Origin of the sequence: Pseudarthrobacter raffinosi (assembly GCF_023913735.1) — a bacterium.
GTDB lineage: Bacteria > Actinomycetota > Actinomycetes > Actinomycetales > Micrococcaceae > Arthrobacter > Arthrobacter raffinosi.
This window is the reverse complement of the sequence record NZ_JAMXBH010000018.1, coordinates 85,630-98,406: the sequence shown is the minus strand read 5'-3', so window position 1 is coordinate 98,406 and position 12,777 is coordinate 85,630. Positions and strand designations below refer to the sequence as shown.

At 62.6% G+C, this 12,777-nt stretch carries 13 protein-coding genes; 7 read left to right on the top strand and 6 right to left on the bottom strand.

Annotation, left to right across the window (positions count from 1 at the left end):
* Window positions 1-724 precede the first annotated feature (724 nt).
* The 6 genes from NG698_RS16540 to NG698_RS16515 all read right to left on the bottom strand — a co-directional run bounded on the left by NG698_RS16540 (window position 725) and on the right by NG698_RS16515 (window position 4,842).
* Complete coding sequence (locus NG698_RS16540) at window positions 725-1,546, bottom strand: Abi family protein (RefSeq protein ID WP_256471180.1); 822 nt, start codon at window positions 1,544-1,546, stop codon at window positions 725-727.
* Window positions 1,547-1,647: 101 nt separating this feature from the next.
* Window positions 1,648-1,881 (bottom strand): Abi family protein, encoded by a 234-nt coding sequence (locus tag NG698_RS16535; protein ID WP_252611069.1) that lies wholly within the window; start codon window positions 1,879-1,881, stop codon window positions 1,648-1,650.
* 202 nt (window positions 1,882-2,083) lie between these two features.
* Window positions 2,084-2,359, bottom strand: coding sequence for a recombinase family protein (locus tag NG698_RS16530; protein ID WP_252611067.1), 276 nt, complete (start codon window positions 2,357-2,359; stop codon window positions 2,084-2,086).
* A gap of 140 nt (window positions 2,360-2,499) precedes the next feature.
* Complete coding sequence (locus NG698_RS16525) at window positions 2,500-3,036, bottom strand: gluconokinase (RefSeq protein ID WP_252611065.1); 537 nt, start codon at window positions 3,034-3,036, stop codon at window positions 2,500-2,502.
* Window positions 3,036-3,347 carry a putative quinol monooxygenase gene (locus NG698_RS16520; RefSeq protein ID WP_252611063.1) on the bottom strand — a complete coding sequence of 104 codons (312 nt, stop codon included), beginning with the start codon at window positions 3,345-3,347 and terminating at the stop codon, window positions 3,036-3,038. Before NG698_RS16520 ends, NG698_RS16525 begins: the two co-directional genes overlap by 1 nt.
* Before the next feature lie 124 nt (window positions 3,348-3,471).
* The gene (locus tag NG698_RS16515; RefSeq protein WP_252611061.1) at window positions 3,472-4,842 is read right to left on the bottom strand and encodes an NAD(P)H-dependent oxidoreductase; all 1,371 of its coding nucleotides are present in this window, start codon (window positions 4,840-4,842) and stop codon (window positions 3,472-3,474) included.
* A gap of 255 nt (window positions 4,843-5,097) precedes the next feature.
* Here NG698_RS16515 and NG698_RS16510 point away from each other — a divergent pair, with 255 nt between their 5' ends.
* The 7 genes from NG698_RS16510 (at window position 5,098) to NG698_RS16480 (ending at window position 12,717) form a co-directional block, all read left to right on the top strand.
* Window positions 5,098-6,126: a LacI family DNA-binding transcriptional regulator gene (locus NG698_RS16510; RefSeq protein ID WP_252611060.1), complete on the top strand. Its 1,029-nt coding sequence runs from the start codon at window positions 5,098-5,100 to the stop codon at window positions 6,124-6,126.
* Window positions 6,127-6,301: 175 nt separating this feature from the next.
* Window positions 6,302-6,718, top strand: coding sequence for a CBS domain-containing protein (locus tag NG698_RS16505; protein WP_252603565.1), 417 nt, complete (start codon window positions 6,302-6,304; stop codon window positions 6,716-6,718).
* Window positions 6,719-6,942: 224 nt separating this feature from the next.
* Window positions 6,943-7,356 (top strand): nuclear transport factor 2 family protein, encoded by a 414-nt coding sequence (locus NG698_RS16500; RefSeq protein ID WP_252600357.1) that lies wholly within the window; start codon window positions 6,943-6,945, stop codon window positions 7,354-7,356.
* A gap of 231 nt (window positions 7,357-7,587) precedes the next feature.
* A complete protein-coding gene (locus NG698_RS16495) occupies window positions 7,588-10,506 on the top strand; it encodes an FAD-binding and (Fe-S)-binding domain-containing protein (RefSeq protein WP_252600359.1) in 2,919 nt (972 codons plus the stop codon).
* A 25-nt stretch (window positions 10,507-10,531) separates the two neighbouring features.
* Window positions 10,532-11,212 carry a GntR family transcriptional regulator gene (locus NG698_RS16490; RefSeq protein ID WP_252600361.1) on the top strand — a complete coding sequence of 227 codons (681 nt, stop codon included), beginning with the start codon at window positions 10,532-10,534 and terminating at the stop codon, window positions 11,210-11,212.
* 97 nt (window positions 11,213-11,309) lie between these two features.
* Entirely contained in the window at window positions 11,310-12,083 is a 774-nt protein-coding gene (locus NG698_RS16485; protein WP_252600363.1) for an SDR family NAD(P)-dependent oxidoreductase, read from the top strand.
* Complete coding sequence (locus tag NG698_RS16480) at window positions 12,076-12,717, top strand: carboxymuconolactone decarboxylase family protein (protein WP_252600365.1); 642 nt, start codon at window positions 12,076-12,078, stop codon at window positions 12,715-12,717. Before NG698_RS16485 ends, NG698_RS16480 begins: the two co-directional genes overlap by 8 nt.
* The last annotated feature ends 60 nt before the right edge of the window (window positions 12,718-12,777 follow it).

The window sequence follows — 12,777 nt, the reverse complement described above, 5'->3', positions numbered from 1 at the left end:
ACCAGCGCAACGGCATCAGCCTTGAACTCATCGGAATAGGTTGGTCGAGCAGACATGGGCACAATCCTTTCAAACTGTGTCTCACATCAGTAGTACACCTCACAGAAGCCCTGAATAAGTTTGCGTGAAAACAAATTAAGTAGGTGGGCCCGCCATTCTAGAAGACCTGAACGGCGGAACAGGAGGGTGGTGATCGTCGGAACAACCCTGGCCGCGGACTCTAGGCCCGTCGGGCGCTCGTTCTCCGGCAGCCGTTCGCTGCGGGGCGGCCGAACGACAGGGGCCGGACAACTCAGTTCTGTGGCTAGCGCCCGAAGGGCCCTGGTCACGGGAAATGGCCGAAAAGTAAGGCGAGAAGGTGGCTTTTGCGCGCTACGAATGGGACCTGCCCACCGGAACTCCCTACTGACCGAAAAACACATACTTTTGCCGGAGCTCATTGCACCAAATGACGCCTCAGCCTACCCCTTTCTAGGTGCGTGGGTCAGTAGTCGATTTTTCCGATTTTTTGTGGTGAAAACCTACAAGATTTGAAACTGATTTGATGCATTCCGGCGATAAATTTGTAGGATTCATCAACGAGTTACCATTACTGCCCCACGCACCTAGACGTCCTCCACGCCCCCCTGCTAATTCCTGGCGCGCCGATAACGGCCTTTCGTTAACCTAAGAGCGCCGGGGTGCCAGTTCTATTCGCAAGGGTCACCGTCACTGCGAACCAGGTTCAGGGCTTGGGCTTCCATAGGTCCAAGTCTGACCAACGGGCGGGAAAGCCCATACTCACATCTGGTGAGATGAGTTCGGAACCGTCCGGTGCTTGAAGCTTGATGTCGAGTTTTCTGATTTGCGTCTTGAAGGTCAGGTGCCAGTTTGTGCCACTCGTGTGAGATCTGAGCATGAAGGCCAGGACGGCGGCGTAGATATAGAGCCTTTGATGCGCTTTGGGCGTGACCGTGAAGCCGGGTTCGAGCAAGTGCGCCAGGAGCTCGCTGGCAGTGTCGTGTTCGCGGAGTGAGAGTGGCCTTTTGAACGCGCGGTTGAAAAGACGCGAGCCGTGGGCGCACGTGTTTCGAAAATCCACCATCATACGCAACACCGCACCGAAGCGGCTGGGGTGGGCGAATCCGAACATGCGGGCGACCGAGCGCGCGTCCGGGGTCTGCATGAGGTCGTAGAGGAATGGCAAATTTCCGAAGCTCAACACTTCAGTGACGGCGCAGATGGGCACATCTTGTTCCGGGTATTTCAACAGGTGGTGCTTGATGAAGTCCTCGTCTTCTGCACCGGAAGTAACAGCTTCCCGCCAGGTCTTCGTCCATGCGTCAAACTTTGTGTGCTCGCCGGCTGCTTTATCGCAGCTTTGCGCATCCAAAAATTCTTTGGATGCGTGAGCTGCCACGTTCTTCGAGGCGAGCGTATGGGCGATGGCCGCCCTCAAGCGCACCTCGAATTCAAGCAGGCCTTCCTGGCAGATTCGGGCCAACTTGAAGTCGAATGCTTCCAGCTTCACGACGTGCTCGATGCTCGCACTAGGTGCGTGGGTCAGTAGTCGATTTTTCCGATTTTTTGTGGTGAAAACCTACAAGATTTGAAACTGATTTGATGCATTCCGGCGATAAATTTGTAGGATTCATCAACGAGTTACCATTACTGACCCACGCACCTAGGTATGTAGTCGTCTGACCGGTACTGGTGCAGGCGAGCATCGATCTTGTCCGGCGGGAGCAGCCTCCGGAAGACGTATCGGTACGCGCCGGAGCGGAAGTAGCCGACGCGTGTGAGGAAGTTGAGCGCCTCGGCGCGGTCAGGAATCGCGAGGCCACGGTCTTCGAGCTGTTGAAGCAGCTCCTCGCGCTCTTTGAATTCCTTCGTATACTCCACGCTGCATCGATTGTCGCACAATGAAAATCGCCCCCTTGAGCCGAGGCTCAGAGGGGGGCGATGTCTGATAAATAGAATCTAACACATTCATCGCGCTAGGCGGGTGGTATGAGCGTCGTTTGAAAGCAGAGAACATACGCACGGAGTGCTGCCGAAGCAGGAGCGCCAGCACATGTGAATACGTGAGACTTGGGCAGTCAAGCTACAGAATGGCGGGCGACACTGCAGGAGGAGGGCTCCCCGCTTGCTTGGCTTGGCGCAGGTACTGGTAAACGGTCTCCCTGCTAATCCCGTAATCATGAGCAAGAACGACTTTCGGAACCCCGCTGCGTAGCAGTTCGGTGAGTTGTGGCCTGGCTGTGTCCCTGCCGGATGCCTTGTCGGTGAAGACGCGGTCCAGAACCTGGCCTTCGAGCTGGCGTTTCTCGTTTTGGTCCAGAGTGCTTACTCGTACGTACCCGATTCGCTGTCCAGCCACCTATGCCTCCACCCATCGTTCTGTCAGGTTGAGTTCTAGGCTCGCTCGAGAAGAAAGTCAAGGCTTCGGAACCTCGTTCGTCAGGTTGGGGTGTACTTGAGTTGACGTACCAAGGCGCCCGGGGGCGTCGGATTAGAAACTCATCTTTCGTTCTGATCGGTACCGGCCGGTACTGCGAGATGTACTTGGCGCAGATTTGCGAGAATCTGATCGGTGAGTGCTTCGATGCCGCCTTCGGATGTCACGGTCATTCCGGCTTCGGCTGTTTCAAGGGTCTCGAGTGTCTCCAGTTGTGAGGTGAGGAGGGATGGAGGCATGAAGTGTCCTGGGCGCTGGACCAGCCGCTCCTTCAGTATCGAAGGGTCGACCTTTAAGAGGATGAACCTGGTGGAGGGAGCGGCTTCGCGGATGGCGTCGCGGTAGGCGCGTTTGAGGGCCGAGCAGGCAACGACGATCCCGTGCGGGTGCTGGGCGGCGAGTTCTGCGCCGACCAGGCGTAGCCAGGGCCATCTGTCTTCATCTGTGAGCGGTATGCCAGCTGTCATCCTTTCGACGTTCGGCAAGGGGTGCAGGTCGTCAGCGTCCTTGAAGGTTGCCCCGAGCCGGGCTGCCAGTGCGGCGCCGACGGCAGTCTTGCCTGCGCCCGAGACGCCCATGACGACGATGGGGCTATGCACTACAGCGTTCCTTGTTGTGCTGTTCCTGCGGGGATCGGCGCCAGCCGGGTCACTACGACGGGTTTTTCCAGCAGGCCTTCGAGGGAGACGTTCAGGCGTTTGACCGGTTCACCTTGGCCGTGGGCGTCGAGCAGCGCAGCTGATTCCCATTTTTCGATCATGAGGATCTGGTTGTTTGGGGCTTCGTGTATCGCGTAGAGCAGGCAGCCGGGTTCCTGGTGCACTTCGCTGATTGCGGGGGAGAGGGCGGCGACGACCTGGTCGAAGGCGCCTTCCTTGGGGCTGAAAGCAGCGGTGACGACGATGGTCATGGTGAGGTTCTCCTTGCTTTGAGGGTGCCTTTGAGGGCGTGGGAGGGTCCTTGGGGGACGCGGCGCGGACCGGCGGTCGAAGTCCGTCGGTCCGCGACGAACATCCGCAGGGTGTCCTTCAGACTTAGCTGAGTGTGGCCGGGTTTCCCGGGGTCCACGTCTCAAGGGCAAGGGCCTCGGTTTCGCGTCGCAGTTCGAGGGCCTGGGCGAGCGAGTCGTCCATGATGACGTCTTCCCAGCGGACGATCCCGCCCTTGGATACGTCATTGCGCAGTTCCACGTGGTGGGCCAGCGCGACCGGCAGCGCACCGGTAGTGACGGAGTGCTTCGCGGAAACGAGTTGGCCCCACACGGTGTATCCGCCTTCGCCGTCAAGGAATTCACCGGCTTTAAGGTCTTTCTTGGCGGTGGCTACAACGTCGCCGAAGAACCCGATGGGCGATCCCGTGGGGATTCCGCGGAGGACGGCGTTGGCTATGGATACGTTCAGTTCCAGGCCGACGTAGTGGTAGGGGCGGTACGAGGCGGCGTACTGGCCGGTGGGGTCCGGGTGCCAGGGGTATTCGTTGAAGCAGCCGGAGACGTAGGCGTTGGTGGCTTTCACGACGACGAAAACGCCTTCCTGGGTGTTATGGGGGATCCAGGTGCCGTCGCGGTTAACACTGGACATGACGTCGACAGTGCCTTCGTGTGCGAGGGCTCCTCCGACGTCGGCGGGGCGGCAGATTGAGGCGATTTCCTCCACGTCTCCCGGCGTGAACGTCAGCCCGGTGTCAGAGGGGACCAGTCCTGCCCCGTTGGCGACGGCGGCCATCTCGATGGCGGCCTTGGTGCCGTCCCGGAAGGAGGTGTGCATGTTGGGGTTCAGCTGCCCGGAATCAGTGAGCTCCTTGGAGAATTCCCAGTTCTCCCACACGTTATCCGGGTTCATCTCGTGATAGTGCTCAAGGAATTTGGCGCCCTTGCCGGCGCAAACGACGTCGAATCCGCTGGTGCGGGCCCAGTCGACAAGTTCCATAATGAGGGCCGGCTGGTCGCCGTACGCCATCGAGTAGACAACACCGGCTGCTTCTGCCCGCTTGGCAAGAGCGGGCCCTGCCAACGCGTCGGCTTCAACCGTGACCATGATGACGTGCTTTTTCGTTTCAATGGCACGCAGCGCATGCTTGACACCAACGATGGGGTTGCCGGTGGCTTCCACGATGATGTCAATGTCGACGTCGAAAAGCTCGTCAGCGTTGGCCACGATCGCAGTGGACCGATCCCTTAGAGCGGTTGCTATGTCGGACGCGATCTGGTCTTTGGGCCATCCAACGAGATCGAAAGCACCTTCAGCGCGCTTGACGTTGATATCTGCGATGGCGACGACGTGGATGCCCGGAATGTTGTTTGCCTGGGCCAGGTACATCGTCCCGTAGCGCCCGGCGCCGATCAGGCCGACCCGGATGGGCTTTCCGTCGGCCTCACGCTGGGACAGAAGTTTATGCAGATTCATGGGTTGCCTTTCAAGGGATACGGCACTGTTCCGGAAGGGATGCGGGCTGGTCTGGGATTGACCGCAGCTTTTGGGGCTCTACTTTTAACCTTGCGGCTTGCTGCCCTAGGTAATGAGGCTGCAGAACAAGCGGGACTGAACTAAGGTAAAATAAGTGGAACCGGTACACTTTTATTTCACAGGGATAGGCCCAAGGTCAAGCCCTAGGGTAAAAAGGTTCCCAGATGTCCAGGAAGTGCCAGGCAAGGAGTAGGCGTGCAGAAACAACCGACCATCCGCGATGTTGCCCAGGCGGCCGGGGTGTCCGTTGCAGTCGTCTCCCGGGTGCTGAACCCGGGGTCAGGTCCCGTCGCCGCAGCTACCCGCAGCAGAGTTAACGACGTGATGAAGAACCTGGGCTATCACCCCCGCACGGCAGCCAGGGAGCTCAAGTACGGTCCGCCTACTACCCTGGGGCTGCTGCTCGCGGATGTCTCCAACCCCTTTTTCGCCCGCCTTGCCGACCAGGTGGTGCAGGAGGCGCACTCGCGCGGAATCCAGGTGCTGCTGATGACCACGCAGGAGGATGACCAGTTGGAGTCAGAGCGTCTGGGGACCCTGATCGAGCGCAGGGTCAGTGGGATTATCGCGACGCCGACCGGCAACAACGTGGCGATCTGGAAGCAGCTTCAGGACCTGGGGACTGATGTGGTTTTTGTCGACCGTTCAATACCGTCGCTTCCTGAGGTTGACGTTGTGAGCATCGACAACTTTGAATCTGCCCGGTCCGCTACAGCGCTGCTGGCGGCGCATGGCCACCGCCGCATCGGAATCATTTCCGGACCGGCGTCCTCCACCACCGGACGGGACCGAATTGCCGGCTACCGGCAAGCCATGGAAGCAGCCGGCCTCGAACAGGACGAACTCCTCATCCGGCACGCCGCGTTCCGCGGCCCGGCCGGAGGAGATGCGGCATCGGCGCTGCTCAGCATCGAGGACCCGCCCACGGCTCTGGTGGTAGCAAACACCGCACAGGTAACCGAGGTTCTGCGGCGCCTCTCCCACGCCGGAATCGACATCCCCGGGACGCTGTCCGTCATCGTTTTCGACGATTCTCCCTGGACCGAACTCATGACCCCGGCCCTGACAATTGTCAGGCAACCCATAGATCTGCTCGCCCGGCACTCCGTGCAACTGGCCCTGGCCAACACCCAGGGAAAATCGTCGGGAAAACCCACCGTCATACGGGTCGCCGCCGAACTGGTCGAGCGGTCCAGCGTTGCCCGGCTGCAGTTCTCGAAGTAACTTCAGACTTAGATCCGACTCAAAAGGTTTACAGCCGCGCCCGGCCCGTGGTACAAAAGTGTACCGGTTCCACTGGGCACCGCGATCTTCCATCCTGGCGCGGCGAAGTCGAGGACAACGGGCCTACGGGCCAGCAGCTCTAGAAGTCCAATTCGGATCGTATGAGGAGAATGCCATGACCACAGCACGTGAAATTATGACCGGCGGCGTTGAATGCATCGGTGAAAACGAATCGCTGGAAGCGGCCGCTCGGAAGATGAAGGAGCTGAACGTCGGCGCCCTGCCGATTTGCGGGGAGGACAACCGGCTTAAGGGCATGATCACGGACCGCGACATTGTCATCAAATGCTTCGCGGAAGGTGGTGACCCGCGAACGGCAAAGGCCGGGGATTTTGGCCAGGGCAAGCCGGTGACCATCGGTGCGGACGCTTCCATCGAGGAAGCGATCAGGACCATGGGGGAGCACCAGGTGCGTAGGTTGCCGGTCATCGACGGCCACGACCTGGTTGGCATTCTCAGCCAGGCAGACATTGCCCGGAACTACCCCGAGGACAGGGTCGGGGAGCTTGTCGAGCTCATCTCTTTCTACTGAATCGACGCCTGACAAACAGAAAGGGGACGACGGCGGGCGCCTCCCGCCGTCGTCCGACTAGCATGCAGGTACCTTTAGACCGATGGATCTGATTTCCGTTCAGGGACGACCCAGGACAGACGTTCTGCATCTTGGACGCTGTCCTTGGCAGTTCGATCTTCTTCGATGTCCCCCGCACGTTCGGGCGGTTGCCAAACCGGCGCCGGAGCTCCAGCATTGAGTGCATGGGCATCGATCCGGAGGCAGTGGCGCAACGGTGGGTTAGGGCCTTGTCGTTACATGACTTGGAAGCCGCGGTGGATTGCTTCGATAGGGCCTACATTGACCAAGCTCCCGCGCGACGCGGGGAATCCGTCCAAGGCCAAGACGCTGTGCGGCGAAATCTCGAGAAACTGCTCAGGGACCTGCCTGACCTCACGGCGAAGATTGTCCGGACGGTGTCGGACGGCGACGAGGTGTGGATGGAGTGGGGCCTGCAGGGAACCCGCCGGGACGGGACGGTCATGGAGTTCGTGGGGGTCAACATCTTCCAAGTCTTGGACGGCAGGTTCCGCGCCGGCCGGATCTATACGGAAGTTGTGCGCGACGCTGGTGGCATTGAGGCGCAGATTGACCGTATGACCAAGGGGACGTCGTAAGCCCGTCCTCCCGGACGGATTTTCTGCTTCTGCGGACGTCAGCCGACCGCAGCTTGCATATGAGGGGCTATGCCGAGCGAAGCCGGTGCAGAGGTGGTCACCCAAGCCCGCCGCCACGGAGTAGATTTTCACTCCGGTGTCCGACACAGCGCGCGCCAACACGGTTACAGTGCTGACGGAGGCCGCACGAAGGAACAGCACCATACCGGCCCAATGAGGAGCATTTCCGCCGTGACCCTGAATATACCGATCCCGCAACAACCCACGCACGCGATTGTCGCCGAGCTCCGCGCGGTTCTCGAAGGGACCGCGGATGACTCCTCGCTGGCACGGGCGCAATACGCCACCGATGCCTCCAACTACCGGGTGGTTCCCGAAATCGTGGTGCTTCCCAGGACCCGCCGGGACGTCGAGGAGGCAGTGGCAATCGCACGGAAGCACCGCATGCCAGTGACCGTGCGCGGCGGTGGCACCTCCTGCGCCGGGAACGCGATCGGCCCGGGCATGGTCCTGGACGTTTCGCGTTACATGAACCGCATCCTTGCTATCGATCCCGAAGCGGCCACCGCGGTTGTGGAACCCGGGGTGGTGCTCAGTGACCTTCAGAATGCGGCCGCCCCGTTTGGGCTGCGGTTCGGTCCGGACCCTTCGACAGCTATGCGCTGCACTCTCGGGGGCATGATCGGAAACAACGCCTGTGGACCGCACGGACTCTCCTACGGGCGCACCGCGGACAACGTTGTGTCAATGACCTGGCTGACAGGTTCGGGTGACATTGTCACCGCAGGCTCCGGCCCGCACGCCTTGGAGGCCGTGCCGGGGCTGGCAGCCTTCGTGGCGGAAAACATGGCCGTCTTGAGGACCGAATTCGGGCGATTCGGTCGACAGATCTCGGGTTACTCCCTGGAGCACCTGCTCCCCGAGAAGGGCCAAAACCTCGCGGCTGCCCTGACCGGCACAGAAGGAAGCTGCGGGGTGATCCTCGAGGCAGAACTCAGGCTGGTTCCGCAGGCGGTGGCCCCTGCCTTGGCTGTGCTTGGCTACGCGGATATGGCCACCGCGGCCGACGATGTTCCGGCGCTGCTCCCTTTTCGCCCACTGGCACTGGAAGGGCTGGACGCGAAGCTCGTCGACGTCGTGCGGCGGGCTCACGGCCCGGCCAGTGTCCCGGCGCTTCCCGCAGGAGGCGGCTGGCTGATGGCCGAGATTGGCGGCGCCACGGCTGAAGAAGCCATCGCGTCAGCCGAACATCTGGTCTCCGCCTCCAGTGCTGATGCTGCCATCGTGCTGCCGGCCGGCCCTCAAGCCACCCGCCTCTGGCAGATCCGGGCGGACGGGGCCGGACTGGCCGGCCGCACCGCTTCAGGTCAGCAGGCGTGGCCGGGATGGGAAGACTCTGCCGTGCCTCCGGAGAGGCTGGGCAGCTACCTGCGCGGCCTGGAACAACTGATGGATGAGGAAGGGCTTTCCGGCCTGGCTTACGGTCACTTCGGTGACGGGTGCGTGCACGTCCGCCTCGACTTCCCGCTGGACAGCGACGGGGTGCTCATGCGCCGCTTCCTCGAGCGCGCCGCGGCCCTGGCAGTCGCGCACGGGGGATCGCTCTCGGGTGAGCACGGCGACGGCAGGGCGCGTTCCGAACTGCTCCCCACCATGTACAGCCCCGCAGCGCTTCGGGCCATGAGCGATTTCAAGGCTCTTTTTGACCCGGAGGACATGTTCAACCCCGGCGTCGTAGTCCGGCCGTCGCCCCTCGACGCTGACCTGCGCCGACCCCAGGCACTGTCCCTGCGCGCCAGTGACGGATTCGCCTTCGCCCACGACGACGGCGACATCACCAAAGCCGTGCACCGCTGCGTAGGGGTCGGAAAATGCCGCGCGGACCTGGGCCCACAGGGCGGTTTCATGTGTCCGTCCTACACCGCAACCCGCGAGGAGAAAGACTCCACCCGCGGCCGGGCCCGGGTACTCCAAGAGATGCTGAACGGCGGTGTGGTGACTCTAGGCTGGTCCTCACCGGAAGTGCATGACGCGCTCGACCTCTGCCTCAGCTGCAAAGCCTGCGCCAGCGACTGCCCCACCGGCATCGACATGGCCATGTTCAAGTCCGAAACCCTGCACCAGTCCTACAAGGGACGAATACGCCCGCTGAGCCACTACACGCTGGGGCGCCTTCCCCAGTGGCTGCGCCTCTCCGCCCCGGCGGCACCCCTGGTCAACCTCGCCGGACGCCTTCCGGTGCTGCGCAAGACCATCATGGCGCTCATGGGGGCCGACCTCCGCCGGTCCCTTCCGCCGCTGCCCCGTGCTCCGTTCAGACGAACGCAAGAAGGCCGGAACCGCAGCCATGGCCGGAAAGGGGGACACAAAGTCCTGCTTTGGGTCGATTCGTTCTCCGACGCACTGGCGCCCGAGGTGGCGCGCGACGCCGTCGAAGTTCTCGTGGCCGCAGGCTGCGATGTCGAGCTTGCCGGCCCCGGTGCATGCTGCGGACTGACTCTCATCTCCACAGGCCAGCTGACGGCCGCGAAAGCGAAGCTCCGCGCAACGGTAGACCTCCTTCTGCCGCACGTCCGGGACGGCCGGACGGTGGTTGGTCTCGAGCCCAGCTGCACCGCGACGCTGCGCTCGGACCTGGTGGAACTCCTGGCCGACGATCCCCGCGCCGCGGAAGTGTCAGCTGCCGTGAGAACTGTCGCTGAACTCCTGGCCGGGATCGGGTGGACTCCACCGCTCGCCGTGGAAAAGCTCCTCGTTCAGCCGCACTGCCACCACTATTCCGTCATGGGTTACGCGGCCGATGAAGCCCTGCTGACAGCCATGGGATGTGACGTCGAAACGTCAGCCGGCTGCTGCGGACTGGCTGGCAACTTCGGCATGGAAAAAGGGCACTACGACGTGTCCGAGAACATCGCCCGCAGGGGGATTCTCGCCAAGGCGGAGGCCCTTCCCGATCACGGCATCATGGCCGACGGCTTCTCCTGCCGCACCCAGGTCCGCGACCTGGCCGGGCTGGAGAGCCGGCACCTGGTCCAAGTCATCGCCGACGCCCTGCGCGCCGGGCGGCGACAGGCTTCGGACCACAGCGGGGGTGCGACCGGCGGGAACGAGGACGGCGGCGGAAGCCCGCCAGCTAGGATTCAGGTGTGAAAGCAGATGCGTTTGCGGTGACGGGATGAGCGAGGACGCCGCGAAAGAGTTTAGGCGCCCTCCCACCGCTCAAGCTTTCGTCCTTGCCGAGCTGCGGCGCGCAATCATCGCGGGGGACTTCCTGCCCGGTGAGCCGCTCCGTCAAAACACGCTCGCCGAGCGGTTCGGCGTCAGCAGGGTTCCCGTCCGCGAAGCATTCAAGGTCCTCGAAAGCGAGGGCCAGGTGGTCTACGAGCCGCACCGCGGGCACAAAGTCGCCAGCCTGTCGCTCACGGACCTCCTGGAGGTCTACCGGCTCAGGCAGTTGTTGGAAGCGGAGGCCGCGCAGGCTGCTGTCAGAAACCGGAGTGACGGTGTACTCGCAGCGATGAGGGCGTCCGCCCGTGACGTTGAAGCGGCCAGCGCGGCCGGTGATCTGCTGAAGATGACCGAGGCGAACCGGCGGTTTCACTTCGAACTGCTGGCAGCGGCCCAGATGCCGCGCCTGGAGCGGATCGTTCAGGTCCTGTGGGATGCGACCGAGGCCTACCGGTTCGTCTACTACGGGGCGGAACACAATCGGGCCACAGTGGAACGCGAACACGCCGGCATCGTCCAGGCCTATGCGGACGGGGACGTCGGGCTGCTCGTCGCCCTGATGGACGAACACCGCGAGCATGCCGTGGACGCCCTCCGCACGTTCTTGGAAGCCCCGAGCCGCCCATAACGTAACGATTGTGTGACGCCGGTTACAGTTCGGGGTGATATTGGATACATTATCCAAATGGTCTTTCAATTAACCGCAATGGTGCGGATTTCTACCCATGAGTGACGCGACCCTCCACACGGATGTGGCCTCCGTGAACGACTGGCTCGGGTTGAACGGCGCCCGCGTCCTGGTGGCCGGCGCCGGCGGAATCGGGAGTGCCTGCATTGGGGAGTTCGTGGCAGCCGGGGCGAGCGTACTCGCGGTTGACCGCGACGAGTCCCGGCTGGCTGCCCTTGGTCCGGGCGTGGCCACCAAACGGGTTGACCTCACGTCCACGGAGGGCTGTGAGGATGCCGTTGCGTCGGCCCAGGAACGGCTCGGCGGACTGGACATCCTGGTGCACTCCATTGGCGTCAACCACCGGGTGCCGATTCTCGAAACCGCGGATGAGGACTGGAACCGCATCCTCGAGCTCAACCTCACCAGCGCCTTCCGACTCGGCCGCGCAGCCGGCCGCGTCATGGTCGAGGCCGGCTTCGGGCGCCAGATCTACTGCTCGTCGGTCTCCAGCCTCCTGGCGCACCCCGACCACGGCCCCTACGCGGCCAGCAAGGGCGGCATCAACCAGCTGGTCCGGGTCATGGCCCGCGAGTGGGCCGCCCACGGAGTAACGGTGAACGCCATCGCCCCCGGCTACGTGGACACTGAACTTACCAGGATGCATCTGGATCGCCCCGGGGTTCGCGAACACTACACCTCAATGGTCCCCGCCGGCCGGCTCGGGACGGTGGATGACCTCACCGGTCCTGTGCTCTACCTGTCTTCCCGGCAGGCGGCGTTTGTCACCGGTCATGTCCTGTACGTGGACGGGGGCAGGACCCTTGTGTGAATCGAACCACCTTGGAGCCGGATCCAACGCTTCCGGGCTGGGCGGCCGCTTCCCGCTCCTCATGCCGCATGAACTCTCGAACCAGCAGCGCGATCTGTACGGGGTCATCGCCGGCCCACCGAGGGGAAACGGGCCGTTTTCCATTGTCGACGAAAACGGACGCCTCAGCGGCCCCTTCAACGCGCTGCTGTACTCGCCCGCGATCGGAAACGCGGTACAGGCCCTGGGCGCCGTCCTGCGCTTTGACGGGTCGCTGCCGGCCCGCACCCGGGAGCTGGTGATCTGCGCCGTCGCCGCCGAGCTGGAGTCCGCCTACGAGTGGTACGCGCACAGCCTGGTCGCCACGACCGTTGGCATCAACGGCACCGAGCTGAAGCAGCTGCACGACGGCGATGTCCCGGACACCTTGTCTGCGGACGAAAGCGCGGCGCTGAGTTTGACGCGTTCCCTGTTGCGAGGCACCGCCGTTGACGAGGACGTGCATGCTGCCGCCCTTGAACACTTCGGACACGGTGGCATTACGGAGCTTTCGGTGCTGGTGGGCTATTACCGCCTGCTGGCAGGCATCCTCGCCGCCGGAGATGTTCCCGTTCCACCAGCCGCCGCCGGAGAACCCCTGCACCAGGCCACTTGACCGCCAAGCCAATTGACGCCCACCCAGCCAACAGCATGATCAAAAACAGGGAGATACAAC

Bases quoted from the DNA above. Each gene is read 5' to 3' on its own strand.
- NG698_RS16520 (WP_252611063.1), bottom strand. From the start codon at position 3,347: ATGACCATCGTCGTCACCGCTGCTTTCAGCCCCAAGGAAGGCGCCTTC.
- NG698_RS16485 (WP_252600363.1), top strand. From the start codon at position 11,310: ATGAGTGACGCGACCCTCCACACGGATGTGGCCTCCGTGAACGACTGG.
- NG698_RS16500 (WP_252600357.1), top strand. From the start codon at position 6,943: ATGGGCATCGATCCGGAGGCAGTGGCGCAACGGTGGGTTAGGGCCTTG.
- NG698_RS16505 (WP_252603565.1), top strand. From the start codon at position 6,302: ATGACCACAGCACGTGAAATTATGACCGGCGGCGTTGAATGCATCGGT.
- NG698_RS16515 (WP_252611061.1), bottom strand. From the start codon at position 4,842: ATGAATCTGCATAAACTTCTGTCCCAGCGTGAGGCCGACGGAAAGCCC.
- NG698_RS16490 (WP_252600361.1), top strand. From the start codon at position 10,532: ATGAGCGAGGACGCCGCGAAAGAGTTTAGGCGCCCTCCCACCGCTCAA.